The organism is Altericroceibacterium indicum, assembly GCF_009828105.1.
Lineage (GTDB): Bacteria > Pseudomonadota > Alphaproteobacteria > Sphingomonadales > Sphingomonadaceae > Altericroceibacterium > Altericroceibacterium indicum.
Genome location: NZ_WTYQ01000005.1, coordinates 185,714 through 211,118, shown reverse-complemented (window position 1 = coordinate 211,118; position 25,405 = coordinate 185,714). Strand labels below are relative to the sequence as shown.

Annotated in this window: 20 protein-coding genes; 13 read left to right on the top strand and 7 right to left on the bottom strand. The window is 55.5% G+C overall.

Annotated elements, in window-relative coordinates; all coding sequences use genetic code 11:
* Positions 1 to 5: 5 nt before the first annotated feature.
* A complete protein-coding gene (locus GRI39_RS13200; RefSeq protein ID WP_160740191.1) occupies positions 6 to 353 on the top strand; it encodes an ArsC family reductase in 348 nt (115 codons plus the stop codon).
* Positions 354 to 417: 64 nt separating this feature from the next.
* On the opposite strand, the gene ubiG is transcribed toward GRI39_RS13200, so the two are convergent.
* Positions 418 to 1,158: a bifunctional 2-polyprenyl-6-hydroxyphenol methylase/3-demethylubiquinol 3-O-methyltransferase UbiG gene (ubiG, locus tag GRI39_RS13195; RefSeq protein WP_160740190.1), complete on the bottom strand. Its 741-nt coding sequence runs from the start codon at positions 1,156 to 1,158 to the stop codon at positions 418 to 420.
* A 52-nt stretch (positions 1,159 to 1,210) separates the two neighbouring features.
* Here ubiG and GRI39_RS13190 point away from each other — a divergent pair, with 52 nt between their 5' ends.
* Complete coding sequence (locus GRI39_RS13190) at positions 1,211 to 2,482, top strand: aspartate kinase (RefSeq protein WP_160740189.1); 1,272 nt, start codon at positions 1,211 to 1,213, stop codon at positions 2,480 to 2,482.
* A 96-nt stretch (positions 2,483 to 2,578) separates the two neighbouring features.
* Positions 2,579 to 3,145: a YcxB family protein gene (locus GRI39_RS13185; protein WP_160740188.1), complete on the top strand. Its 567-nt coding sequence runs from the start codon at positions 2,579 to 2,581 to the stop codon at positions 3,143 to 3,145.
* Positions 3,146 to 3,161: 16 nt separating this feature from the next.
* On the opposite strand, the gene gltX is transcribed toward GRI39_RS13185, so the two are convergent.
* The 3 genes from gltX to rpoB all read right to left on the bottom strand — a co-directional run bounded on the left by gltX (position 3,162) and on the right by rpoB (position 13,158).
* Positions 3,162 to 4,493, bottom strand: a complete 1,332-nt coding sequence (gene gltX, locus GRI39_RS13180) for a glutamate--tRNA ligase (RefSeq protein ID WP_160740187.1) — start codon at positions 4,491 to 4,493, stop codon at positions 3,162 to 3,164.
* Positions 4,494 to 4,607: 114 nt separating this feature from the next.
* On the bottom strand, positions 4,608 to 8,921 hold the full coding sequence (rpoC, locus tag GRI39_RS13175) for a DNA-directed RNA polymerase subunit beta' (protein ID WP_160740186.1): 4,314 nt from the start codon (positions 8,919 to 8,921) through the stop codon (positions 4,608 to 4,610).
* A 76-nt stretch (positions 8,922 to 8,997) separates the two neighbouring features.
* Positions 8,998 to 13,158 carry a DNA-directed RNA polymerase subunit beta gene (gene rpoB / locus GRI39_RS13170; RefSeq protein WP_160740185.1) on the bottom strand — a complete coding sequence of 1,387 codons (4,161 nt, stop codon included), beginning with the start codon at positions 13,156 to 13,158 and terminating at the stop codon, positions 8,998 to 9,000.
* A 451-nt stretch (positions 13,159 to 13,609) separates the two neighbouring features.
* Here rpoB and GRI39_RS13165 point away from each other — a divergent pair, with 451 nt between their 5' ends.
* The 5 genes from GRI39_RS13165 to rplL all read left to right on the top strand — a co-directional run bounded on the left by GRI39_RS13165 (position 13,610) and on the right by rplL (position 15,829).
* Positions 13,610 to 13,747, top strand: coding sequence for a hypothetical protein (locus GRI39_RS13165; RefSeq protein ID WP_160740184.1), 138 nt, complete (start codon positions 13,610 to 13,612; stop codon positions 13,745 to 13,747).
* 24 nt (positions 13,748 to 13,771) lie between these two features.
* Entirely contained in the window at positions 13,772 to 14,311 is a 540-nt protein-coding gene (locus GRI39_RS13160) for a DUF2975 domain-containing protein (RefSeq protein WP_160740183.1), read from the top strand.
* The gene (locus tag GRI39_RS13155) at positions 14,311 to 14,535 is read left to right on the top strand and encodes a helix-turn-helix domain-containing protein (RefSeq protein WP_160740182.1); all 225 of its coding nucleotides are present in this window, start codon (positions 14,311 to 14,313) and stop codon (positions 14,533 to 14,535) included. Before GRI39_RS13160 ends, GRI39_RS13155 begins: the two co-directional genes overlap by 1 nt.
* A gap of 335 nt (positions 14,536 to 14,870) precedes the next feature.
* Entirely contained in the window at positions 14,871 to 15,386 is a 516-nt protein-coding gene (gene rplJ / locus GRI39_RS13150; protein WP_160740181.1) for a 50S ribosomal protein L10, read from the top strand.
* Between the two features lie 74 nt (positions 15,387 to 15,460).
* Complete coding sequence (gene rplL, locus GRI39_RS13145) at positions 15,461 to 15,829, top strand: 50S ribosomal protein L7/L12 (RefSeq protein ID WP_160740180.1); 369 nt, start codon at positions 15,461 to 15,463, stop codon at positions 15,827 to 15,829.
* Positions 15,830 to 16,002: 173 nt separating this feature from the next.
* On the opposite strand, the gene GRI39_RS13140 is transcribed toward rplL, so the two are convergent.
* Together GRI39_RS13140 and GRI39_RS13135 are read right to left on the bottom strand one after the other, a co-directional pair.
* Positions 16,003 to 17,304, bottom strand: coding sequence for an O-acetylhomoserine aminocarboxypropyltransferase/cysteine synthase family protein (locus tag GRI39_RS13140; protein ID WP_160740179.1), 1,302 nt, complete (start codon positions 17,302 to 17,304; stop codon positions 16,003 to 16,005).
* A gap of 129 nt (positions 17,305 to 17,433) precedes the next feature.
* A complete protein-coding gene (locus GRI39_RS13135) occupies positions 17,434 to 17,925 on the bottom strand; it encodes a c-type cytochrome (protein ID WP_343033347.1) in 492 nt (163 codons plus the stop codon).
* A gap of 186 nt (positions 17,926 to 18,111) precedes the next feature.
* Here GRI39_RS13135 and GRI39_RS13130 point away from each other — a divergent pair, with 186 nt between their 5' ends.
* The 3 genes from GRI39_RS13130 (at position 18,112) to groL (ending at position 21,653) form a co-directional block, all read left to right on the top strand.
* Positions 18,112 to 19,509, top strand: coding sequence for an MATE family efflux transporter (locus tag GRI39_RS13130; protein ID WP_160740178.1), 1,398 nt, complete (start codon positions 18,112 to 18,114; stop codon positions 19,507 to 19,509).
* Between the two features lie 151 nt (positions 19,510 to 19,660).
* Complete coding sequence (gene groES, locus GRI39_RS13125) at positions 19,661 to 19,948, top strand: co-chaperone GroES (RefSeq protein ID WP_160740177.1); 288 nt, start codon at positions 19,661 to 19,663, stop codon at positions 19,946 to 19,948.
* Between the two features lie 55 nt (positions 19,949 to 20,003).
* Positions 20,004 to 21,653, top strand: a complete 1,650-nt coding sequence (gene groL / locus GRI39_RS13120) for a chaperonin GroEL (protein WP_160740176.1) — start codon at positions 20,004 to 20,006, stop codon at positions 21,651 to 21,653.
* Between the two features lie 108 nt (positions 21,654 to 21,761).
* Here the strand turns inward: groL and GRI39_RS13115 are convergent, their stop codons facing one another.
* Complete coding sequence (locus GRI39_RS13115) at positions 21,762 to 23,273, bottom strand: sensor domain-containing diguanylate cyclase (protein WP_160740175.1); 1,512 nt, start codon at positions 23,271 to 23,273, stop codon at positions 21,762 to 21,764.
* 392 nt (positions 23,274 to 23,665) lie between these two features.
* On the opposite strand from GRI39_RS13115, the gene GRI39_RS13110 reads away from it, so the two are divergent.
* Positions 23,666 to 24,073 carry a baeRF12 domain-containing protein gene (locus tag GRI39_RS13110; RefSeq protein ID WP_160740174.1) on the top strand — a complete coding sequence of 136 codons (408 nt, stop codon included), beginning with the start codon at positions 23,666 to 23,668 and terminating at the stop codon, positions 24,071 to 24,073.
* Between the two features lie 212 nt (positions 24,074 to 24,285).
* On the top strand, positions 24,286 to 25,290 hold the full coding sequence (gene bla, locus GRI39_RS13105; RefSeq protein ID WP_160740173.1) for a class A beta-lactamase: 1,005 nt from the start codon (positions 24,286 to 24,288) through the stop codon (positions 25,288 to 25,290).
* The last annotated feature ends 115 nt before the right edge of the window (positions 25,291 to 25,405 follow it).

Here is a 25,405-nt window from a genome sequence, read left to right as displayed (position 1 = left end):
ATTTCATGAGTATCACCCTCTACGGCATCCCCAATTGCGACACTGTCAAAAAGGCCCGCAAATGGCTCGAAGCGGAAGGTATTGAATATACCTTTCACGATTACAAAAAGGATGGTGCCGATGGGGACCGCCTGAAAGACTGGACCGATGCCAAAGGCTGGGAAGTATTCGTCAATCGCCGTGGCACCACCTTCAAGAAGCTTCCCGAAGAGCAGAAGGCCAATCTCAATCAGCCCATGGCCATCGCGCTGATGCAGGAGCACACCTCCATGATCAAGCGCCCGGTGGTGGAATATGATGGCGGCCTGCTGGTCGGCTTTGACAAGGCTGAATGGGCCAAGGAACTGAAGTAACACACAGGCTGCGTCCATTGATGTCACCCGGAGACCATTCCGAGGTGACATCAGCGGCGCAGGCTTAATCCTTACGCCATGCCGTGAAGATGTAATTCAGCGACAGATCGTCAGACAAATGCAGCCCCTTCATCGGGCTAAAGGCGATTCCTTTAGGGGCGCTGGTTTCCAACCCTGCCTCTGCCAGTAAATCTACAAATTCTTCCGGTGTGATGAAATCTTCCCAATGATGCGTGCCCCTCGGCACAGCGCCAATGGCCTCCGCAGCCTTGACCAATAGCCAGCGCGATGCAGGTGTCCGGTTGGGTGTGGAGAGCACCATCAACCCATCTGGCGCAAGGCGCGCAGCCAGCTCGCCCACAAAGGCGCGCTTATCAGCCACATGTTCAATCACCTCCATTGAAGTGACAAGATCGAACTGACCCAGCCCCAATTGCCCCAACTCGCCGTGGCGATAGATGATAGGCAGTTGCGACCCTTGCGCATGGGCGCTCGCCGCAGCAATATTTTCTGCCGCCGCATCTACACCCGTCACCGTGGCCCCCAGGCGCGCAAGCGGTTCGCAGAGCAAGCCTGCCCCGCAGCCGACATCCACGGCACTTTTGCCCAAAAGCGGGCGAATACTCTCAGGATCACCGCCCCAGTGCAGATCGATAGACTCGCGAATGAAAGACAGCCTGACCGGGTTCAGCTTGTGGAGCATGGCGGAAGATCCTTGCGGATTCCACCAGTCAGCAGCAAGAGCACCAAAATGTTGGGCCTCTTCAGGACGGATTGTTTCAGACTGGACAGTTGCATTGCTCATTCCACAGCCTTAACAGCGCGCGAGTATCCGCACCAGCAGGAGAAGGCGCGAATTGGCCCGTATCGTAATGAAATTCGGTGGCACCTCTATGGCAGGCAGCGAACGTATTCGCCGCGTAGCCAATATTGTGCGCCGTCAACAAGCTGCCGGACATGAAGTTGCGGTGGTCGTCTCTGCCATGGCTGGCGAGACAGACCGTCTGGTAAACTTCTGCCGTGAAGCCAACGCTCTCTATGACCCGGCTGAATATGACGTGGTCGTGTCGAGCGGTGAGCAGGTCACATCCGGCCTGCTCGCGCTCACCTTGCAGAGCATGGGTTGCAAGGCCCGCAGCTGGCTTGGCTGGCAATTGCCGATGAAAACCGTTGAAGCCCATGCAAAAGCACGGGTGGATGAAATCGATTCAGAAGCTCTGATTGCAGCCATGCAATCCGGCCAGATCGCCGTGATTCCCGGCTTTCAGGGTGTGTCTGATGAAAATCGTATCACCACTATGGGGCGCGGCGGCTCGGACACATCAGCCGTTGCCATTGCCGCAGCGGTGAAGGCAGATCGCTGCGACATCTACACCGATGTCGATGGTGTCTACACCACCGATCCGCGCATCGTGGCCAAAGCCCGCAAACTCAAATATGTCACTTACGAGGAAATGCTCGAACTGGCCTCTGTAGGCGCCAAGGTTCTGCAGACCCGTTCGGTCAGCCTCGCTATGAAGGAGAATGTGCGCGTTCAGGTGCTTTCCTCCTTCATTGATGAAAATGCCCCTCTGGCCGATGAAATTCCCGGCACGATGATCGTCTCTGACGACGAAATGGAAGAATTGCATATGGAACGTCAGCTTGTCACCGGAATCGCCCATGACAGAAACGAAGCGCGCATCGTTCTGACGCGCGTGCCGGATAAACCCGGTGCGGTCTCCTCTGTCTTCGGCCCGCTGGCTGAAGCGTCGATCAATGTCGATATGATTATCCAGAATGTCGGCCGCGATAAGGGTGAAACCGACGTTACCTTCACCGTGCCACAGGCGGATCTTGCCCGCGCACAGGCCCTGCTTGAAGACAAGCGCGATGCCATCGGCTTCAACCGCATCATCACCGATGCACATGTTGCCAAGGTGAGCGTGGTGGGTGTCGGCATGAAGAGCCATGCAGGTGTGGCCGCAACCATGTTCAAAGCACTCGCTGAGCGCGGCATCAATGTGCAGGCGATCAGCACATCCGAAATCAAGGTTTCGGTGCTGATTGACGAAGATGAAGTTGAACTGGCTGTTCGCGTCCTTCACACAGCCTATGGGCTGGACCGCGTGGATGATACCGTAGCCTAAGGGCACAGATCACGACGCAACACACTTTTAAAAGCCCTTCATGCTCCACGCATGGGGGGCTTTTGCTTTTGGCATTGCGGGTTAAGAATACACTTCATGAATGCACCTTCTTTTCCCGAAATCCGCTATCTGCTCAGCGAGAGCGACCTGATAGCTGCGCAACGCGCCTGGTGGGCCGGAGCCATCCGCTGGCAGAATATGCTGATCGTCGCCGGCGTCATGTGGGCAATCTATGCCATCATCCTCATCGGAATTGAAATTTACTCTGATGAGACGCCGGAGATTGCCGTACTGATTACCATGGTGCCTGTGGCGATTATCGCCACTTTGGTCATCATTCTGGTGAGTTACATTCAGGCTAAGTGGCGCGCCAAACGCGCCTATCGAGAGCATAAGGCTTTGTCAGAAGAGCTGACGTTGCGCTGGAACGATGAAACGCTGTCCTTCACCTTGATAAATGGCTCAACGCACTATCCTTGGGGTGATTTTCACTGCTGGCTGGATGGGCCAGAGACCTTACTCCTCTACCAAACGCACGCCCTATTCAATCCGCTTCCCAAACACGCTCTGCCGCCAGGTGCGGTGCACGCCATCATCAGCCGCCTGCGCGACGCCGGTGTGCCGGAACGTGAACGTTTCGGCTTCATCCGTTATAGCGGATGAAGCCTTTGAACAGCTGTCAGGAATTGGCAGCCGCTTGTAAACGTTCGCGGGCAGTAGCTTCGCCGATCAGCGGGAGCATGGCTTTCATATCAGGACCGTGATCCAGCCCGGTCAGCGCCTGACGCAACGGCAGGAACAGTGCCTTACCCTTGCGGCCTGTTTGCTCCTTGAGCGCCTGTGTCAGTGTACCCCAAGGCTCATCGCCCCAAGTAAGTGCTTCGGCGGCTTGGGCGAGGAATAGCTTGGTGTCGGCATCAAATGGGGGCTGATTGATCGGGCCTGTGACCAGTGTCCACCATTCGGCCACATCAGAAACAGTGCCAAGGTTAGGCCTCACCGCTTCCCAACCTTTCGCATCCATGCCTTCAGGTAGGCGCTCTGACACCGCATCATAAGGCATTTGATGGACGATGGCCGTGTTTACACGCTGCAGATCATCGTCATCAAACTTGGCCGGAGCGCGACCAAATGTGCTGAGATCAAAGCTCTCAATCAAAACCTTGCGATCAAGGACAGGTTCAACCGGCTGCGATGTACCAAGCCTTGCCAGCATGGCGATAATCGCTTCCGGCTCGATCCCGTTTTCCCGCATCGCATCGCAACCAAGTGAGCCAAGCCGCTTGGACAGTTTGCCTTCGCGTCCTACCAAAAGCGCTTCATGCGCAAAGCGCGGAGGTGCAGCATGAAGCGCGGTAAACATCTGAATTTGAACGGCAGTGTTGGAAACATGGTCTTCACCGCGCAAGATGTCAGTGACCCCCATTTCAATATCATCCACTGCGCTTGGCAGCATATAAAGCCATGAGCCATCAGCGCGCATTATGACCGGATCAGAAAGCTGCGCCGGGTCAAATTTCTGGTCTCCGCGAATGCCGTCTTCCCATGTGATCATCTCTTCATGGTCAAGCTTGAAACGCCAATGGGGGGCAATGCCCTCAGCTTCCTTGGCGGCCCGCTCATCCTCTGTCAGGGAAAGAGCAGCGCGATCATAGATTGGCGGCATACCGCGCCCGAGCTGAATCTTGCGCTTGATATCCAGCTCCTGCGAGCTTTCATAACAAGGATATATCCGGCCTGCGGCCTGCAATGTTTCGAAAGCAGCCTGATAATGGGCAAGCCGGTCAGACTGACGCTCCTCCCCATCATAGGACAGGCCCAGCCATGCCAGGTCAGTACGGATGGCTTCCACGTAACGCTCTTCGCTACGTTCCTGATCGGTATCGTCGATCCGCAGCAGAAAGCGCCCCCCATGTTTTTGCGCCAGCATCCAATTGTGGAGAGCTGTGCGGATATTGCCGACATGAAGGCGGCCAGTGGGCGACGGGGCGAAGCGGGTTACGATGGACATAAAACAGCGCCTAGCCCTGCCCTCCGCGCCCGGCAAGACAGAGCGAACATCAGACACAAAAAACCCCGCCGGATCGCTCCGGCGGGGTGATTGTGGTCAGAAGATCAGAGTGGCTTATGCGTCGTCGTCAGGTGTTGCCGCTTCGCCTTCGTCACTCTGCTGGAGATATTCGCCAGCATCAGCATCAAGACCGTGCGTTGCACCTTCCATGCGGGCCAGCGGATCATCGCCGATGGCCGCTTCAGCCCCCTGCTTCAACTCAGCTTGATGCTCTTCCTCTGCCGTTTCGGCGGCAATCAACGCTTCCTGCATCTTCTGATACTGGGCGCGAATGGCAGCGTCACGACCGGAAGCGGCCACGCGGATGCGGTTCATACCCGCGCCGGTACCGGCAGGGATGAGACGACCCACAATGACGTTTTCCTTGAGGCCAATCAGGGAATCCTTCTTACCTTCAACCGAAGCCTGCGTCAGAACGCGGGTGGTTTCCTGGAAAGAAGCGGCAGAAATGAAGCTGCGGGTTTGCAGCGAAGCCTTGGTGATCCCGAGAAGGATCGGCTTGCCTTCAGCCGGCTGCTTACCGCGGCCAAGCTTGGCATTCACTTCCAGCATTTCTTCCAGATCGACCTGTTCAGCTGGCAGAAGCGTGGTGTCACCACCATTGGTGATTTCAACCTTCTGCAGCATCTGGCGAACGATCACTTCAATGTGCTTATCGTTGATCTTCACGCCCTGCAGACGATAGACTTCCTGGATTTCAGCCACGAGATATTCAGCCAGAGCCTCGATACCGAGAACTTCGAGAATATCATGTGGGTTCGGGCTGCCAGAGATAAGCGTATCGCCCTTCTTGACGAAGTCGCCTTCCTGAACGTCGATCACCTTGGTCTTGGGGATCAGATATTCTACTGGATCACCCTCTTCCGGGACAATCGCGATCTTACGCTTCGCCTTGTAATCGCGGACGAATTCAATCCGGCCGGAAATCTTGGCGATAACCGCATTGTCCTTCGGGATACGTGCTTCGAAGAGTTCCGCAACGCGTGGCAGACCACCGGTAATATCACGGGTCTTGGCAGCTTCACGGCTGGCACGAGCCAGAATGTCGCCTGCTTCAACCTGCTGACCATCTTCGATGGAAAGCGTTGTGCCCGGAGCCAGCATATACCGTGCTGCTTCACTCTCGTCGGAACCTTCGTTCAGAAGAGTAAGGCGCGGACGCAGATCTTCCTTCTTGGCCCGGCCGCTTGCGCGATATTCGATGACGACGCGCTGGGTCATACCCGTTGCTTCGTCAGTCCGCTCTTCCATAGTCTTGCCTTCAGCAAGATCCTGATAGCGCACGACACCCGACTGTTCAGTGATGATCGGTAGAGTGAACGGATCCCACTCAGCCAGACGATCGCCTTCCTTCACCTTCGCCCCATCCTCGAACATGAGCATGGTACCATAAGGCAGACGGTGAATAGCACGTTCACGGCCTTCGGCATCGATGATGACCATTTCGCCGTTACGGGCCAGCGACAGACGACGGCCACGCTTATCAACGATAGTCGGCATGTCACGGTATTCCACCGTACCATCCGAAATCGATTCAAGATGCGAGGTTTCGTTGAGCTGAGCTGCACCACCAATATGGAAGGTACGCATGGTGAGCTGCGTGCCCGGTTCACCGATGGACTGCGCAGCGATAACGCCGACAGCTTCACCGATATTCACCGTTGTACCACGCGCAAGATCACGCCCGTAGCACTTGCCGCAAACGCCCTGCGTTGCTTCGCATACCAGAGGTGAACGGATCTGTGCGCTCTGCACTTCAGCCGCTTCGATTTCAGCCACCATCGCTTCGTCAAGCAGAGTGCCCGACTTCACAATGACTTCGCCGGTCGCTGCGTTGACGATATCTTCAGCCGTGGTGCGACCAAGAATACGTTCACCCAGCGATGCGATCACCGAACCGCCCTGAATAATGGCCCGCATTTCCAGCGAATTGCTGGTCTTGCAGTCTTCTTCAACGATCACGCAATCCTGCGATACATCAACCAGACGGCGAGTCAGGTAACCCGAGTTTGCCGTTTTAAGAGCCGTATCGGCGAGCCCCTTACGGGCGCCGTGGGTGGAGTTGAAGTATTCAAGAACGGTCAGACCTTCCTTGAAGTTCGAGATGATCGGCGTTTCAATGATTTCACCTGATGGCTTGGCCATCAGACCACGCATACCACCAAGCTGCTTCATCTGGGCCGGGGAACCACGGGCACCAGAGTGGCTCATCATGTAGATCGAGTTGATCTGCGCTTCACGGCCATTCTCGTCCTTCGGACGCGCCTTCAGGTCTTCCATCATGGCATTCGCAACCTGGTCACCGCAACGGCTCCAGGCATCGATCACCTTGTTGTATTTTTCCTGCTGGGTGATGAAACCGTCCTGATACTGCTGCTCATAATCGGCAACCAGCGTCTTGGTCTGTTCGATCATTTCGACCTTCGATTCAGGGATGATCATGTCATCCTTACCGAAGGAAATGCCCGCACGGCACGCATGGCGGAAGCCCAGGCTCATGATCGCGTCGGCGAACAGAACCGTGTCCTTCTGGCCCGTGTGACGATAGACCTGATCGATCACGTCCCCAATGTCCTTCTTGGTCAGGACGCGGTTGATGACTTCAAACGGCACTGTGTGCTTCTTAGGCAGACATTCACCGATCAGCATACGACCCGGCGTCGTCTGAACGCGCATCATATACTGATTGCCGTTCTCATCCGTCTGCGGAACCCGCGTCGTGATCGAAGAATGCAGTGTCACCGCACCGACATGAAGCGCCTGATGCACTTCCTTCATGTCGCTCAGCACCTTGCCTTCACCTGGTTCGCCAGCGCGATCCATTGACAGGTAATAAAGGCCCAGCACCATGTCCTGTGAAGGCACGATGATCGGCTTACCATTGGCAGGTGACAGGATGTTGTTGGTCGACATCATCAGCACACGTGCTTCAAGCTGGGCTTCCAGCGAAAGCGGCACGTGAACAGCCATCTGGTCACCATCGAAGTCGGCGTTGAAGGCCGAGCAGACCAGCGGGTGAAGCTGGATCGCCTTACCTTCGATCAGAACGGGTTCGAACGCCTGAATGCCGAGACGGTGAAGCGTTGGTGCGCGGTTGAGCATCACCGGATGTTCACGGATCACTTCATCAAGGATGTCCCAGACTTCCTTGCGCTCCTTTTCGACCCATTTCTTGGCCTGTTTCAGGGTCATGGAAAGACCCTTGGCATCAAGGCGAGCGTAAATGAACGGCTTGAACAGTTCGAGCGCCATCTTCTTTGGCAGGCCGCACTGATGAAGCTTCAATTCCGGACCGGTCACGATCACGGAACGACCCGAATAGTCAACGCGCTTACCCAGAAGGTTCTGACGGAAACGTCCCTGCTTGCCCTTGAGCATGTCAGACAGCGACTTCAGCGGACGCTTATTCGCACCCGTGATGACCCGGCCACGGCGGCCGTTATCGAACAATGCGTCAACCGATTCCTGCAACATGCGCTTTTCGTTACGGACGATGATGTCCGGCGCACGCAGTTCCATCAAACGCTTGAGGCGGTTGTTGCGGTTGATCACACGGCGATAGAGATCATTGAGATCCGAGGTTGCGAAACGGCCACCATCGAGCGGCACCAGTGGGCGCAGTTCAGGCGGGATAACCGGCACAACTTCGAGGATCATCCATTCCGGGCGGTTGCCGGATTCAATGAAGCTTTCTACAACCTTGAGACGCTTGATGATCTTCTTCGGCTTCAGGGCAGACTTGGTTTCAGCCAGTTCCTTCAGCAGATCTTCGCGTTCCTGCTCCAGATCGAGATCCATGAGCATGATCTTGACCGCTTCGGCACCGATGCCAGCGGAGAAGGCTTCTTCGCCATATTCGTCCTGCGCGTCGAGCAGTTCGTCTTCGGTCAGCAACTGGAATTTTTCGAGCGGGGTCATGCCCGGCTCAATCACCACATAGCTTTCGAAATAGAGCACGCGCTCAAGCTGCTTGAGCTGCATATCCAGCAGAAGACCGATGCGTGACGGCAAGGACTTCAGATACCAGATATGGGCAACCGGAGCGGCGAGTTCGATATGGCCCATCCGTTCACGGCGGACCTTGGTCACGGTGACTTCAACGCCGCATTTTTCGCAGACAACGCCCTTATACTTCATGCGCTTGTACTTGCCGCACAGGCATTCGTAATCCTTTACCGGCCCGAAAATGCGGGCGCAGAAAAGGCCATCACGTTCCGGCTTGAAGGTCCGGTAATTGATGGTTTCAGGCTTCTTGATTTCGCCGAAAGACCAGCTGCGAATACGCTCAGGACTCGCGATTCCGATCTGGATTTGATCGAAAGTCTCGGTCTTGGCGATCTGGTTCGTGAATTTGCTCAGTTCATTCATTTTTCACATCCCTCGCGGGTGAAATAGGTATTGCGGAAGGTAGGATGGCGGCCCCGGACAGGGCCGCCCAAATCCCTTATTCCGCTGCCTTCGGCAGAGCGTCGTCGTCACCATCGTCAATCGATGAGAGTTCGACATTGAGACCGAGAGAACGCATTTCCTTGACGAGCACGTTGAAGCTTTCCGGGATACCCGCTTCAAACGTATCATCGCCCTTGACGATCGCTTCATAGACCTTGGTACGGCCGACCACGTCATCCGACTTCACCGTCAGCATTTCCTGCAAGGTGTAAGCGGCGCCGTATGCCTGAAGTGCCCAGACTTCCATTTCCCCGAAGCGCTGACCACCAAACTGCGCCTTACCACCCAGCGGCTGCTGTGTGACAAGCGAGTATGGACCGATCGAACGGGCATGGATCTTGTCATCAACAAGGTGATGGAGCTTCAGCATGTAGATGTAGCCCACGGTAACCTTACGGTCGAAGGCTTCACCTGTACGGCCATCGAGCAGAGTAACCTGACCCGATGTGTCATACCCTGCCAGGCTGAGCATTTCCGAAACGTCCGCTTCACGGGCACCATCGAAGACCGGAGTGCCCATCGGCACACCATTCTTCAGATTGCCAGCCAGTTCAACAATCTCAGCAGCCGAGCGGTTTTCGATATCCGCGTGATAATGTTCGCCATAAACATATTTCAGACGATCGACGACCGCGGTTGGTGGCGCAGCGGTTTCCGGATCAGGATTGGCCTGGCGCCATTCCTCAAGCGAAGCCTGCACCATCTTGCCAAGACCACGCGCTGCAAGACCCAGATGGGTTTCGAAGATCTGACCAACGTTCATGCGCGACGGCACACCCAATGGGTTGAGCACGATGTCAACCGGTGTCCCGTCTTCCATGAACGGCATGTCTTCTTCAGGCAGAATGCGGCTGATAACACCCTTGTTACCATGACGGCCGGCCATCTTGTCGCCCGGTTGCAGCTTACGCTTCACCGCCACGAAGACCTTGACCATCTTGAGAACGCCCGGTGCCAGTTCGTCACCACGTTCCAGCTTTTCACGGCGATCTTCGAACTTGTCACGGATGCGCTTCACCGTCTCGTCATAGTCAGCTTTGACGGCTTCGAGCTGGGCCTGCATGTTGTCATCGGCCACCGCGAATTTGAACCATTCGTGGCGATCGACTGTTTCCAGCAGTTCTTCCGTGATGACATCGCCCTTCTTGATCCCCTTGGGCGCTGCGCTGATCGTCTGACCAAGCAGCATTTCCTGAAGGCGGTTATAGGTCGCACGGTTGAGAATGGCGCGTTCGTCTTCGCTATCCTTCTTGAGGCGTTCAATCTCCTCATTCTGAATGGCACGCGTACGGTCATCAATTTCGATACCATGACGGTTGAAGACACGCACTTCGACGATCGTACCGGCAACACCGGGTGGCAGACGCAGGGACGTATCACGCACGTCGCTGGCTTTTTCACCGAAGATGGCGCGCAGAAGCTTTTCTTCCGGCGTCATCGGGCTTTCACCCTTCGGCGTGATCTTGCCGACCAGAATATCACCCGGATGCACTTCTGCCCCGATATAAACGATACCCGCTTCGTCGAGGCTGCGCAGGGCTTCCTCACCGACATTGGGAATATCGCGCGTGATATCTTCCGGCCCAAGCTTCGTATCGCGAGCCATGACTTCAAACTCTTCGATATGGATCGAAGTGAAGACGTCATCCTTAACGATCCGCTCGGAGATCAGGATACTATCTTCGTAATTGTAGCCATTCCAGGGCATGAAGGCGACGAGGCTGTTCCGGCCAAGAGCCAGTTCACCCATATCGGTTGACGGGCCGTCAGCGATGATATCGCCAGCTTCCACATAATCACCGACATTCACCAGCGGACGCTGGTTGATGCAGGTATCCTGGTTCGAACGCTGGAACTTTTCGAGCGTGTAAATATCCACACCCGGATTGCCCGCTTCGATTTCGCCGCTGGCACGGATCACGATACGCGTCGCATCGACCTGATCGACGATACCGGCCCGTTTAGCCGAAATAGCCGCCCCGGAATCGCGGGCCACAGTGGCTTCCATGCCGGTTCCGACGAACGGCGCTTCAGCATTCACGAGAGGCACAGCCTGACGTTGCATGTTGGAACCCATGAGCGCGCGGTTGGCGTCATCGTTTTCCAGGAATGGAATAAGCGATGCAGCAACCGAAACGAGCTGCTTGGGGCTGACGTCCATCAGCGTCACCTGCTCACGCGGAGCCATGGCGAATTCGCCATTCTGACGGGTGGAAACCAGCTCTTCAACAAAGCTGCCATCTTCGTTCAGGGCAGCGGAAGCCTGCGCAACGGTGTGCTTCTGTTCTTCCATAGCGGAAAGATAGACCACTTCGCTGGTAACGCGATGGTCCTTCACAATCCGATAAGGCGTTTCGATGAAGCCATATTTATTCACCCGCGCAAAGGTCGAGAGTGAGTTGATCAGACCGATGTTCGGGCCTTCCGGCGTTTCAATCGGGCAGATACGGCCATAATGGGTCGGATGAACGTCACGGACTTCGAAGCCTGCGCGTTCACGGGTAAGACCGCCCGGCCCAAGAGCCGAAACACGGCGCTTATGGGTGACTTCCGAAAGCGGATTGGTCTGGTCCATAAACTGGGAAAGCTGCGACGAACCGAAGAATTCACGAACAGCTGCAACTGCAGGCTTCGCATTGATCAGATCGTTCGGCATCACGGTCGAGACATCGACCGAACTCATGCGTTCCTTAACGGCACGCTCCATGCGCAGCAGGCCGACGCGATACTGGTTTTCCAGCAATTCGCCAACCGAACGCACACGACGGTTACCAAGGTTATCGATGTCGTCGACTTCGCCCTTGCCGTCCTTGAGATCGACCAGTTCCTTGACCACAGCAAGGATATCTTCCTTGCGCAGCGTTGTCACTGTGTCTTCAGCATCAAGGCCCAGACGCATGTTGAGCTTTACCCGGCCAACAGCAGAAAGGTCATAGCGTTCACCGTCGAAGAACAGGCCTTCGAACAGAGCTTCAGCCGTTTCCTTCGTTGGCGGTTCGCCTGGACGCATCACCTTATAGATGGCTTCCAGACCTTCATCACGGTTCTCAGCCTTGTCGGCCTGAAGCGTGTTGCGCATCCATGGGCCGGTTGTGACGTGGTCAATATCGAGAAGCGTCAACTCATCGATACCGGCAGCATCAATCTTTTCGAGATTTTCAGGCGACACTTCGTCACCTGCTTCGATGTAGATGCGGCCTGTCGCGTCATCGACCAGATCCTGCGAAGCATAACGGCCGAAGATTTCTTCGGTCGGGATAAGCAGGGTCTTGAGGCCGTCTTTTTCTGCCTTATTGGCAGCGCGCGGAGAAACCTTCGTACCGGCGGGGAAAACTTCTTCACCCGTATCGGCATTCACCAGCGGGAAGCCCGGCTTGATGCCGCGCCATGCTTCGGCGAGGAAAGGAATCTTCCAGCCGTCAGGCCCGCGTTCCCACTTCACAGTATTGTAGAAGTGCGCGAGAATTTCTTCGCTGTTAAGCCCCAGTGCGAACAGGAGCGAGGTGACAGGAAGCTTACGCTTACGGTCAATACGAACGTTCACGATGTCCTTGGCGTCAAATTCGAAATCGAGCCATGAACCGCGATATGGAATCACACGAGCGGCGAAGAGGAATTTGCCCGAGGAATGGGTTTTCCCGCGGTCATGGTCGAACAGAACGCCCGGCGAACGGTGCATCTGCGAAACGATCACACGTTCCGTACCATTGATTAGGAAGGTGCCATTCCCGGTCATGAGCGGCATATCGCCCATGTAAACGTCCTGCTCCTTAATATCGAGCACGGAACGGGTTTCGGTTTCCTGATCGACTTCGAACACGATCAAACGCAGCGTCACCTTCATAGGCGCTGCATAGGTAATCCCGCGTTGACGGCATTCTACCGTATCAAACTTGGGATCTTCCAGTTCGTAATGAACGAAATCCAGCTCGGCAGAGCCGGCGAAATCGCGGATCGGGAAAACCGAACGCAAGGTCTTTTCGAGACCCGAGACGTATCCGATATCCTTGTTGGAGCGCAGGAAGTGCTCGTAACTTTCGCGCTGAACCTCAATGAGGTTCGGCATCGGCACGACTTCGTGGATATCCCCGAAGATCTTGCGGATGCGCTTCTGCTTGCTGCCGGTAGGAACCGGTGCGTTCGCCTTGGTCGCCATAAGTGAGTGGACCTCTTCGCTTTAGTCGATTCGGAACCGGCATTTGAAGACCGATTCGTAAATATTCATGCCACGCGCAGATGTGGCCCATAGAGGCAAGAACAGCCGCAGAAGCGCACGCAACCCTAGGGATTGCGCAGCCTGCAGCTCTTTTCGCGTCTATGGAAAACCGGTGCTTCCATCCTGGCCAAACCCCCGCGCCGGGTTCAGCTTGCTCGAAGCAAGACCGATATGTGAGGCTGGATATAGGCAGACCGCCGCCCTGTGTCAATGCCAGCCCCTCCGCGAAAAGCGCCGATTTGAGCGCCTTAGAGTGCAGCTCAACATGCCACCCGGCACATTTTCAGCATGAGAAACGATATGCTAATTATTGTTTTTCGATATTATCGTTTGACAATAAATCCAATGGGCCATATTGAATATCGATATCGGACATATTGGAGAACGAACAATGCTCAGCACCAAAACCATCACCAACAGCCTCGCCATCCTTGGCGCAGTCCTGATCACACTCACCGCCTTTCAGCAGGCTTTGACCATTCCGCAAACTCACGCCGCCACACTGATCAGCGCGCCTGCTCTGGCCTGATCCACACATAAGGAGACTTTAGTCATGTCGTCACTGACCAAAGACCCGCTGCTATCGATTGCCAAAATCGTGCTGGTGGTTTTTCTGGGCGCTATTGGAGTGGCCGGTGTAGCACTCACAGCCGCCCTGATAGGCTTGCCGTTTTATAGCGGCCTGTTGCTGGAAAAGCTGGCAGAACAAAACTCTCCGGTCGGATCGCAGCTTATCTGGGCACTCGCAGGAATCTTCATCCTTGCGATAGTCCTCGTAGCCATTGCATTCTATTTCTTTGCGCTACTGCGCCGCATCGTAAACAGCGTGGGCGATGGCGATCCTTTCATCGCAGAAAATGCCACACGCCTCACCCATATGGCCTGGGCCTCGCTAGCCGGACAATTGACCGCCATACCATTGACAGCAGTGGCAACCTATATCGGGAAGATTGCTTCAGATGCAGGCAAACATGTGAATTACGACATTTCATTTCCCATTGATGGCCTGCTGATGGTCCTGATCCTGTTTATTCTGGCTCGGGTGTTTCGTAAGGGCACCGAAATGCGCGAAGAGCTGGAGGGGACTGTCTGATGCCGATTGATGTAAAGCTGGACGACATCCTGCACGATCGCCGGATGACCCTGACCGAACTGGCCGATAGGGTTGGCCTCACCCTCGCCAACCTGTCGATCCTCAAAACTGGCAAGGCCAAAGCCATTCGGTTTTCTACTCTCGAAGCCATCTGCCGTGAACTGGATTGCCAGCCGGGTGACTTGCTCGGCTACGCATCGGAGGCGAATGAACCAGCCGAATAGGCTTTCATGCTTGACTCCTGCCACAAGAAAACTAAAGGCCTGCCCTGACCGGCGGGCCTTTGCCTGTTGGTCGTCCGTCCGAGACAGCTGGTGTGCTCAATTGGGAGTGCTTAATTTCCGGCCTAGACGGGGAAAAGAGTTTCAAGGCAGCTTGTAAGAGCTGCCAGCGCACCAATTAGGTGCACCTCCTTCCCTTAGTCACGGACTCGCCCGTATCGGACCATCCGGTGCGGAGCTTCTGTGTGTTTGCGCATGCAGAGGCAAGCAAACGAAGCCGGTTACGGAGGCTGAGGGAATTTCCTTCAGGCGAAGTGGCCATAGTGAAGGAGTACGGCATGGATCGTTCGCAAAAAACCGACGCGGTCGCCGAGCTTAACGCTGTCTTCAACGAGATGGGCGTGGTGGTTGTCACCCGCAATCTCGGCCTTTCGGTGGCTCAGTCCACTGAACTGCGTTCGAAGATGCGTGATGCTGGCGCGACTTATAAGGTTGCGAAGAACCGCCTTGCCACGATCGCCCTCAAAGACACGCAGTACGAAGGTCTGGAAGAATATCTTACCGGTCCTACCGCACTGGCATGGTCAATGGACCCTGTCGCAGCCGCCAAGGCTGCCGTGGAATTCGCCAAGACGAACGACAAGCTCGAAATCGTCGGCGGCGCAATGGGTGCGACTAAGCTCGATGAAGCTGGTGTAAAGGCTCTTGCCTCTATGCCATCGCTCGACGAGCTGCGCGGCAAGCTGGTGGGCCTCATCAACGCTCCGGCGACGAAAATCGCCCGCGTTGTCAACGAACCCGCCAATAAGCTCGCTCGTGTATTTGGCGCATATGCCGCCAAGGACGCAGCGTAAGCGGTTCAACGCAAGCAAACATTCTCCCGGCACCGAAATGGGCCGGGCAAGTCATCTGATTGGAGTGAAGTATCATGGCAGACATCGCCAAAATCGTAGAAGAACTTTCAACGCTTACCGTTATGGAAGCTGCTGAACTCGCAACCGCGCTTGAAGAAGCTTGGGGCGTTTCTGCTGCTGCTGCTGTTGCCGTTGCTGGCCCAGCTGCTGAAGCTGCTGCAGTTGAAGAAAAGGACGAATTCGACGTCGTTCTCACCGGCGACGGTGGCAAGAAGATCCAGGTCATTAAGGAAGTCCGCGCCATCACAGGTCTGGGCCTCACGGAAGCCAAGGCTCTCGTCGAAGGCACGCCTAAGGCTGTCAAAGAAGGCGTCAGCAAGGCTGAAGCTGAAGAAGTTAAGGCTAAGCTCGAAGCAGCCGGCGCAACTGTCGAACTCAAGTAATTGGGTTGGGTCCGGCTTGCCCGGACCCGCTACTTCTCTCAAGCCTGAGAGACAGGAAAAGGGTGGTACCGCGAGGTGCCGCCCTTTTTGTTGTTTATCATATTAGCGCCTTAGCGCCAGCCAGTCTGCCTGCCTCACTCGGATCAGAGCAAGGCAGGCGACAGGAGTGGGTGTCAAGCCTTGGCGGCGCTGTCCAAAGCCTGCGCCAGATCGGCCAGAATGTCGTCATGATGCTCCAGCCCGATGGACAGGCGCACATAGCCCGGAGATACGCCGGTCGCGACCTGCTCTTCTTCCGATAGCTGGGAGTGTGTGGTTGAGGCAGGATGGATCGCAAGGCTACGCGCGTCCCCAATATTGGCGACATGATAGAACAACTTCAGCGCATCAATGAAGCGGCGGCCAGCATCGCGCCCACCAGCCAGCTCCATACCCACCAAGCCGCCAAAGCCGCCTTTCAGATAATGGTCTGCCCGCTCCCGCTGCACCCCGGTCTGCACCGATGGGTGAATGATCCGGGTCACATCATCACGCTGGGAAAGGAAGTCCACGACCTTCAGCGCGTTCTCACAATGGCGTGGCATCCGAAGCGGCAGGGTTTCAAGTCCCTGCAATATCTGAAACGCATTGAACGGAGAGAGCGCCGCCCCCAGATCGCGCAGCAGCACAGTTCGTGCGCGCAAGGCATAAGCAATGGGTCCCAAAGGCTTCGCCGCTTCAGACCACACCGCACCGTGATAGCTTGGATCAGGTGTGTTGAGCAAAGGCTGGCGTTCCGGGAAAGCGCCCCAGTCAAAATTGCCACCATCCACGATCATGCCGCCAATCGACGTGCCATGGCCGCCGATATATTTGGTGGTGGAATAAACCACGATGGCAGCTCCATGATCGAGCGGACGAGCAATCAAAGGTGCCGCGGTATTGTCCACGATCAGCGGAATACCCATAGCGCGCCCGGCATCAGCGATATCCGACATTGGGCTTACCACCAGCTTCGGATTCGGTAATGTCTCGACATACCAGGCCCGCGTGCGTTCGTCAGAGGCCTTTGCAAAAGCTTCCGGATCACCCGGATCGACAAAGCGGGTTTCAATCCCCATTGCCCGCAGCGTGTTGGCGAAGAGATTATAGGTCCCGCCATACAGATCGGTGCCACTGACGATATTATCGCCTGCAACGGCAAGATTCTGCACCGCATATGCCGAAGCCGCCTGCCCTGAAGCCACGGCAAGCCCTGCGGCACCACCCTCCAGCGCAGCGACGCGCTGTTCGAGAATGTCGGTGGTTGGGTTACCGAGGCGAGTGTAAATATTGCCCAATTCCTTCAGGGCGAAGAGATTGGCCGCATGATCCGCATCATGAAACTGATAAGATGTGGTTTGGTAGATCGGCGGCGCGACCGAGCCGGTCACCGGATCGGCCCGCCAGCCAGCGTGGAGGGCAAGCGTTTCTGGATGAAGTGTACTGTCAGTCATAGGCTCTCTTCCCGAACTATCGCAAGGATACCCGAAAGCGGCTAAGAGCCATCACCGCACAATGCAATAAGGTGAGCGACCATCTGCTCTCACTTTATTACCAAGAGCGCGTATCCTTGGGCAGTTTTATTAGGAAGTGAGGGACTTGATATAAGCAATCACTTCTTTGCGCATTTCCGGATTTTTCATCCCGGCATAGCTCATCCGGGTGCCCGGAACCACTTTGCGCGGATTTTCAAGATAGGCATCAAGCGTAGCATCATCCCACACAAGGCCGGATTTCAACATGGCTGGACTGAAACGGAAACCTTCGACCTCGCCCGCTTTCTCCCCATAAATGCCCGTCAGAGAAGGGCCGATCATGTTCTTGCCCGGCTGTGTGGAATGACAGATCGAACATTGCGCAAATGCCTTGGGCGGTCCTGATACGGCTGATACTGCGGAGGTTTCGGCTGCATCCGATGTTTCAGTGGGCGCAGGCGCTTGTGACGCTACCGTGTTCCCAGCCTCACTATCTGTCGATGAAGGGGCTGCACTTCCTCCATCATTCGACTCTCCACCGCTGCAGGCGACCAGCACGATAGACAGAACAGAACAGGCCAGAAAATTTTGAAACGTCACGATTCCACTCCAATTATCACGATCGTTACTATCGTGATAATCCCGTGATGCAAGGCTCAAACTGTAGAGGCGCAGCAAAAAGCCGGTAGGTGTGTCACCCGGCAGTCGCAGCCCCCGCCAATTCCAACCCGTCTGCGACAATAGCGCTGGCACAGCTTCTGAAATACTCCTATCCGCACCAGCTTTATGTCTGTCATCAACCCTCGATCCATCGGTAAAACAACCGATAGCTGGCGCGGCGAATTTGCTGCCACCTTGCGTCTTGCCGGGCCATTGGCGCTGGCCGGGTTGCTGCAAATGGCCATCGGCGCGATGGACGTCATGTTCATTGCCCGGCTCGGCCCGATTGAATTGGCAGGCTCCAGTCTGGCGGTGGCATTCCAGGGGACAATTCTGTGGAGCCTGATGGGCCTCACCGGCTCTGTCAGTGCGGTGATTGCCGAAGCCATTGGACGCAAAGGCCCCGCCGTGCGCGAAGTGCGCCGGGCAACCCGCATGGCTTTCTGGCTCAGTATCTTGTTTGGCCTGTCCGGCATGGCACTATGCTTTGCGGGCGAATGGGTGATGCGGATCACCGGACAGGAGCCACGGGTCGCAGCACCAGCCTCAGCCTATCTCGATATTATTGCCTGGGCCTTCATCCCACAGCTTCTGGCGAATGTGCTGCGCAATTTCGTGTCCGCGCTGGGCCGGCCTTTCTTTGCCACTTTCATTGTCTTTAGTATGTTGCCGGTCAACTTCGTCGGAAATTATCTGTTGGTATTTGGCGCTTTTGGCTTCCCCGAACTGGGGCTGGAAGGCGCGGCCTGGGCCAGTGTCATCACCGGCATTGCAACGCTCGGAGCCTACATCCTCGCCATCCACAGCGACCGGCGGCTGCGGCGCTACCATATTTTCGGCAATGTGTGGCGGTCAGAATGGGCTGCCTTCCGAACCATTCTGCGCATAGGCTGCCCGGTCGCTGTCACCATCATTGCTGAAGCCGGCCTGTTCAACGCCGCCGCTTTCCTGATGGGAAATATCGGTGCGCTGGAACTGGCTGCACATACTCTGGCAATCAATATCGCTGCCCTTGCTTTCCAGATTCCTTTCGGGATCGGACAGGCCGCCACAATCCGCGTGGGCTATCATTATGGTGCGCGCAACAAGGTGGCAGTCGGCCGCGCCGGATGGGCAGCGGTGATCTGCGGTCTTGCCTTTGTGGCCTTCACTGGCGGCGCTATGCTTTTCACACCCGAATTCCTGCTGACGCCGTGGATCGACCCGACCGCGCCTGAAAATCGCGCTCTTGCGGCCCTTGCCGTCAGCTACCTCGCGGTTGCTGCCGCATTCCAATTGTCAGATACAGTGCAGGCCATTTTGATGGGCGCATTACGCGGCCTTCAGGATACCCGCATCCCGATGACCTTTGCGCTGATCGGCTATTGGGGCTGCGGCTTCACGCTGGCTATCTATCTCGGATTTGAAACGCCCTTTGCAGGCCAGGGCATCTGGATCGGCCTTGCGACCGGCCTGAGTCTCGTTTCCATAGCGCTGCTCCAACGCTGGCTCCGGCGCGAAAAGCTCAACCTCATCCGGCACTGAGAACGGCCTGCCGCCCTATTCATCACTGCGTCAAAAAAATGCACCAACAGGTGCTTGACGCAAGCAAAGCGCAGAACCATATCCCCCTCGCTGGCACTCTCAATCGGAGAGTGCCAAAACACATATTCAACTCTAGGAAGAGGTCATACATATGGCATTCCGTCCGCTGCACGACCGTGTTCTGGTCCGTCGAATTGAGGCCGAAGAAAAAACGGCCGGTGGCATCATCATTCCAGACAGCGCTAAAGAAAAGCCCAGCGAAGGCGAAATCGTCGCTGTTGGTACTGGCGCGAAGTCTGAAGATGGCAAGGTTACCCCGTTGGACGTCAACGTTGGTGATCGCGTGCTTTTCGGCAAGTGGTCCGGCACTGAAGTCAAGGTCGACGGTGAAGACCTGCTCATCATGAAGGAAAGCGACATCATGGGTGTGATGGCCTGAGCCATCCCCGTGTGACGATTTTCCCAAAGTTTTCTAGATTCCAGGAGAAACTATAATGGCTGCTAAGGACGTGAAATTTTCGCGCGACGCGCGCGAACGCATCCTCAAGGGTGTTGATACACTCGCCAATGCCGTGAAGGTAACGCTCGGCCCTAAGGGCCGCAATGTCGTGATCGACAAGAGCTTCGGCGCTCCACGCATCACCAAGGATGGCGTTTCCGTTGCCAAGGAAATCGAACTGAAGGACAAGTTCGAAAACATGGGCGCACAGATGCTGCGCGAAGTGGCTTCCAAGGCGAACGACAAGGCCGGTGACGGCACCACCACTGCTACGGTTCTGGCTCAGGCTATCGTTCGCGAAGGCATGAAGTCGGTTTCCGCTGGCATGAACCCGATGGACCTCAAGCGCGGCATCGACCTCGCTGTGGGTAAGGTCGTTGACGATCTCCACAACCGTTCAAAGGTTGTTTCCGGCACTTCTGAAGTGTCCCAGGTTGGCGTTATCTCCGCCAATGGCGACAAGGAAGTCGGCGAAAAAATCGCTGAAGCCATGGAAAAGGTCGGCAAAGAAGGCGTCATCACGGTTGAAGAAGCCAAGGGCCTCGAATTCGAACTCGATGTCGTTGAAGGCATGCAGTTTGACCGTGGGTACCTGTCACCTTACTTCGTGACGAACCCTGAAAAGATGACGGTTGAACTCGAAGATCCATACATCCTGATCTTCGAAAAGAAGCTGACCAATCTTCAGTCCATGCTGCCGGTTCTCGAAGCCGTTGTGCAGGCTGGCCGTCCTCTGCTCATCATCGCAGAAGACATCGAAGGCGAAGCGCTTGCAACACTCGTGGTCAACAAGCTGCGTGGCGGCCTGAAGATCGCTGCTGTCAAGGCACCTGGCTTCGGTGATCGTCGCAAGGCGATGCTGCAGGACATTTCGATCCTCACCAAGGGTGAAATGATTTCCGAAGACCTCGGCATCAAGCTCGAAAGCGTTACGCTGGGTATGCTCGGTCAGGCCAAGCGCGTCACGATCGACAAGGACAACACCACCATCGTCGATGGTGCCGGTGAAGCTTCCGACATTCAGGCACGGGTTGAACAGATCCGCGGCCAGATGGAAAACACCACGTCCGATTACGACAAGGAAAAGCTGCAGGAACGTCTTGCTAAGCTTGCTGGCGGCGTAGCCGTAATCAAGGTTGGCGGCGCAACTGAAGTCGAAGTGAAGGAACGCAAGGATCGCGTTGATGACGCTCTCCACGCTACCCGCGCTGCAGTGGAAGAAGGTATCGTCCCTGGCGGCGGTACGGCTCTTCTCTATGCCACCAAGGTCCTTGAAGGCCTGACCGGCGTAAACGAAGACCAGACCCGCGGTATCGACATCGTTCGTCGTGCTCTTCAGGCTCCGGTTCGCCAGATCGCTGAAAATGCTGGCCATGATGGCGCCGTTGTCGCTGGCAAGCTGATCGACGGTAACGATGAAACCATGGGCTTCAACGCATCCACCGATGTGTACGAAAACCTCGTCACCGCCGGCGTGATCGATCCTACGAAGGTTGTTCGCACAGCCCTTCAGGATGCAGCATCTGTTGCTGGCCTGCTGATCACTACGGAAGCCGCCATTTCGGAACTGCCTGAAGACAAGTCTGCTCCTGCAATGCCTGATATGGGTGGCATGGGCGGAATGGGCGGCGGCATGGGCTTCTAAGCCCATCAGCCCACGCAAATTTTGCAAATGAAGAGGCCCGGGGGAGCAATCCTCCGGGCCTTTTGCATAAAAGCTAATACTCACCGTATCGTGCGCAGAGAAACCCGATCACGCTGCGGCAATGCACTCGTAGATCGTGCTCTTCTCACTATTGCTCTGAGTATAGCATACTCTGTCGCGGCCAAGCGCCTTTGACCGATACAGCGCGGCATCTGCCAGCCTGTATGTGCGGGACAGGGTTGCCCCCCAGGCAGGGGCAACGCCCACGCTCAGCGTCAAAGGCTTTTTAAGAACGCTGACCTCATGAGCCACCGCTGCCGTGATGTTTTGGCGTAATTCGTCCATTGCAACACTGGCCTGGCTCCCAGACTCGCTCACGATCAGCGCACCAAATTCCTCACCTCCCAGCCGCCACGCGCGGACCAATATCCGATCTTCCACAGCGAAGGCCAATTCGCGCCCGATAACTTTAAGCACAGCATCTCCGATCAGGTGACCATGCTGATCATTGACCAGTTTAAAATGGTCCACATCAAGCAGGACAAGGTGATCCTTTTCCATCCATTCCTGCCGGTCAAAAGAACGGCGGTTGGGCAATCCGGTCAAACCGTCTGTTTCGGCAAGAATCGTCAGCTCATCACGTCGTGCCAGTGCGCGATCCCGCTCCCTGCGCAATTGAGACACACGCCATGCCACCGCCATCACCATGACGATGGATTCATACCCCATCGCAACATAAAAGCCGTAATCCCATTCAATGGGAGCGCTATAGAAATTGAGGCCGCGCAACACCCTTTCGGCCGCCATGGCAACCGGCAGAGCCCAGGCCAGCACGACATAACGCACCGCGATACTGCCACGGCGCCAGGCATTGACGCAGACCAGAGTGAAAATGATAGGTCCTGGCACGAATAATAAATGGTACAGGGGCCGTATTTTAAACGGCAATACTTCCCCGAAAATCGGAACCACAAGCGCGGCAAAACATGCAAATGGAGTAAAGCTCATCCCGATTTTCTTAAAAAGAGGGGACAGCGCATCACGTTCAAGAAAGGACAACAAAAACGGCACCAGCATGGCCATAGCCAGTGCCGCGCAGCCATATGACAGGCCTGACCTCACCCACAATGTTGTACCGGGGAAGAACAGGAAGATCAGTGAACTTGAGGCGATCGTATAGAGCGCCAGCAATACGCCGGTGAAGGCATGATAAAGGATGAATTTAGCCTTCATCACAATGAACAGGCTGGCACAGTAGAACGCCGCCAATCCCATCATACCCACGACCAGCGCAAAACTGACCAAGGCAGAGAGCCGTTCGCCATCAGCATGGGCTCCGCTGTCCAGCTCCAGCATCTCACTGACCAGAATGCCCATGGGTTTATCCACACGCACATAGAGCGCTTGTAGCGCTCTCCCCTTCGTGTCCAGCGGCAGGCTAAACCACGTCCCTGCACCAAAATGGCGCGCTAAGGCCTGAGCATCATAATAATGGGAGCTTTCCGATCCATCGGTAAATTCCATATGAACCATCAGGCCGCGAAAGGGAGAGGCGTCACTGGCCAATTCCAAATCGCCGGCTTTGGAAAGATCGCGCAAGGCCGGACTATCGATGTTCATCCGCAGCCATACATAAGGGTAACGTGCAGCTTCTTTGGTAGGTTTACAGTTCCAGTCGCCACGTTGTTTGACTGTTACAACATCGAGAGGTGTATCACTTGCTAATAAGCAGCTGTTTTTAAAGACAGATTCTTTTGCCTGGGCAGGTGTAGTCATTCCCAGAAAAAAGACTGAGACAACTAAACACAATAATACAGCCCCGCGTTTCATATACACAACGTTGTGGATGATCTTTCTATCTGGCCACATTGAACGCACGTCCCAGGCACTCGATACTATATTCCTGACCCATAAACGACTAATATTACGCACATAGTTCACTACACCGGAAACCGGGCACATTGTGTGTGGCTGTGCGTTGGCTCTAAGAACATAAAAGAGGAGAACGATTCATGAAATGTCCGCATATGGCACATGTCGCTATTGTAGACGGAGCCCGCTTTGTCGTGATGCGGAACAAAGGGCAAGCTTTTGAGCCCAAGCTTGAAAAGGTGAGTAACCCTGAATTGGAAGCTACCAACTTCAGCGCGGGTATTCGCCATCAGGATGATGGCGGGCAACGCCACGGCCGCACCGATCTTAATGAACTGGCGCATGGTGCCGCTGCTGCACAATGGCTCAACGAACAGGTGCTGGCTGGAAAGATCGATGATCTGGTGGTGATTGCTGACCCTAAAACGCTGGGCGAAATGCGCCGCCATTATCATAAGGAGCTTGAACAAAAGCTCGTGGGTGAGCTGGCCAAAGAACTAGCCAATGAACCCGCCGATGTGATCGAAAAGGCCATCGCGGCACATTAACTGCATAAACCAGTCGAAACATCGGAAGGCGGCGAATCATTTTCGCCGCCTTTTGTGTTCCCCATTGCAGGTAACTTGGTGCGCGAATCCCGGAAAACCGCAGGTTCCATCACTTCAGCGCAAAAAATTGCTCGGCTCGTCCGATATGGCTTGGTGTAAGTGTACTGGCTAAGTTAACAATTTCCCAAGAAACTTTCCTTTAATTGAGAGTCATGAAAACGAGACTGATCCATCGCATCGCTGCAGGGCTAGCTCTCGCCACCGCCATCATTGCCCCGGCGCAGGCGAGTGACCAGACTTTTGAAGCGGCTTTCGACACCGCCCTCGGCACCGATCTGCGTGCCCCACATGATTACAGCCCGAAATTAAGAAGTGCGCTCGAAAGTCGAATTGCACAGATTGCCAATGGCGATCAGGGCCGCATCGGCGTTGCTGCGATCGATTTATCAACCGGCCGCGAATTATCCGTCCTGGGAGATCAGCGTTTCCCCATGGCCAGCACCAGCAAGATTGCCATTGCAGCCACTTATCTGGACGGTGTGGATAAGGGGAAGCTCAGCCTCAGCAGCGAATATCCGCTGATGGTGCCGGTGAGTTCCAAGCCCTTTTCCTCCAAAATTGCCCCGGTGAAAAAAGGCCAATATCTCAGCGCTCGTGAGCTGATTACCTTGATGCTGACGCGCAGTTCCAATTCTGCGACTGACGCCATTCTCGCGGCTCTTGGTGGTCCAAGCGTGGTGGATGAGTGGGTTCACCGGCAGACAAAGATCACCAATTTCACACTCACCCGCGATATTGCCACTCTTGTGCGTGACGATGGAGAGATTGACCCCGTTTCTCACATAGACACCCGAGACAGTGCATCGCCCAAGGCGATGGTGCGCTTGCTCAAAGGCCTGTATCAGGGCGACTGGCTGAGCGAACAGAGCCGCAGCTTTCTGATTTCCACAATGGAAAAGTGCCGCACCGGCACGCGCCGTATCCGCGCCCAGATGCCTTCCACCGTAACCGTTGCGCATAAAACCGGATCGCTTCACAATACGTCGAGCGATATCGGCATTGTGACCACGCCTGATGGCCGCTCCTTTGCCGTAGCGATTTATGTGACCGGTCAAGGCACGCGCGCCAATCGTGAAGCTAAGATCGCCACCATCGCCCGTGCGATTTACGATGGCTATAGCGATTCAAAAACACATTGGGTCGACGCAAAATATTGATATTTCACACTGCTTGAGCGCGCACTTCAGGTGCGTGCTTAACCTGCCAAGATTGCGCTATTTTGCGCGGCATGTCGCCAATAAGCTGCATCATGCGTTAGAACCTCTGATTATT

Bases quoted from the DNA above. Each gene is read 5' to 3' on its own strand.
- GRI39_RS13200 (WP_160740191.1), top strand. From the start codon at position 6: ATGAGTATCACCCTCTACGGCATCCCCAATTGCGACACTGTCAAAAAG.
- ubiG (WP_160740190.1), bottom strand. From the start codon at position 1,158: ATGAGCAATGCAACTGTCCAGTCTGAAACAATCCGTCCTGAAGAGGCC.
- GRI39_RS13185 (WP_160740188.1), top strand. From the start codon at position 2,579: ATGAATGCACCTTCTTTTCCCGAAATCCGCTATCTGCTCAGCGAGAGC.
- gltX (WP_160740187.1), bottom strand. From the start codon at position 4,493: ATGTCCATCGTAACCCGCTTCGCCCCGTCGCCCACTGGCCGCCTTCAT.
- rpoC (WP_160740186.1), bottom strand. From the start codon at position 8,921: ATGAATGAACTGAGCAAATTCACGAACCAGATCGCCAAGACCGAGACT.
- rpoB (WP_160740185.1), bottom strand. From the start codon at position 13,158: ATGGCGACCAAGGCGAACGCACCGGTTCCTACCGGCAGCAAGCAGAAG.
- GRI39_RS13165 (WP_160740184.1), top strand. From the start codon at position 13,610: ATGCTCAGCACCAAAACCATCACCAACAGCCTCGCCATCCTTGGCGCA.
- GRI39_RS13160 (WP_160740183.1), top strand. From the start codon at position 13,772: ATGTCGTCACTGACCAAAGACCCGCTGCTATCGATTGCCAAAATCGTG.
- GRI39_RS13155 (WP_160740182.1), top strand. From the start codon at position 14,311: ATGCCGATTGATGTAAAGCTGGACGACATCCTGCACGATCGCCGGATG.
- rplJ (WP_160740181.1), top strand. From the start codon at position 14,871: ATGGATCGTTCGCAAAAAACCGACGCGGTCGCCGAGCTTAACGCTGTC.
- rplL (WP_160740180.1), top strand. From the start codon at position 15,461: ATGGCAGACATCGCCAAAATCGTAGAAGAACTTTCAACGCTTACCGTT.
- GRI39_RS13140 (WP_160740179.1), bottom strand. From the start codon at position 17,304: ATGACTGACAGTACACTTCATCCAGAAACGCTTGCCCTCCACGCTGGC.
- GRI39_RS13130 (WP_160740178.1), top strand. From the start codon at position 18,112: ATGTCTGTCATCAACCCTCGATCCATCGGTAAAACAACCGATAGCTGG.
- groES (WP_160740177.1), top strand. From the start codon at position 19,661: ATGGCATTCCGTCCGCTGCACGACCGTGTTCTGGTCCGTCGAATTGAG.
- groL (WP_160740176.1), top strand. From the start codon at position 20,004: ATGGCTGCTAAGGACGTGAAATTTTCGCGCGACGCGCGCGAACGCATC.
- GRI39_RS13115 (WP_160740175.1), bottom strand. From the start codon at position 23,273: ATGAACATCGATAGTCCGGCCTTGCGCGATCTTTCCAAAGCCGGCGAT.
- GRI39_RS13110 (WP_160740174.1), top strand. From the start codon at position 23,666: ATGAAATGTCCGCATATGGCACATGTCGCTATTGTAGACGGAGCCCGC.
- bla (WP_160740173.1), top strand. From the start codon at position 24,286: ATGAAAACGAGACTGATCCATCGCATCGCTGCAGGGCTAGCTCTCGCC.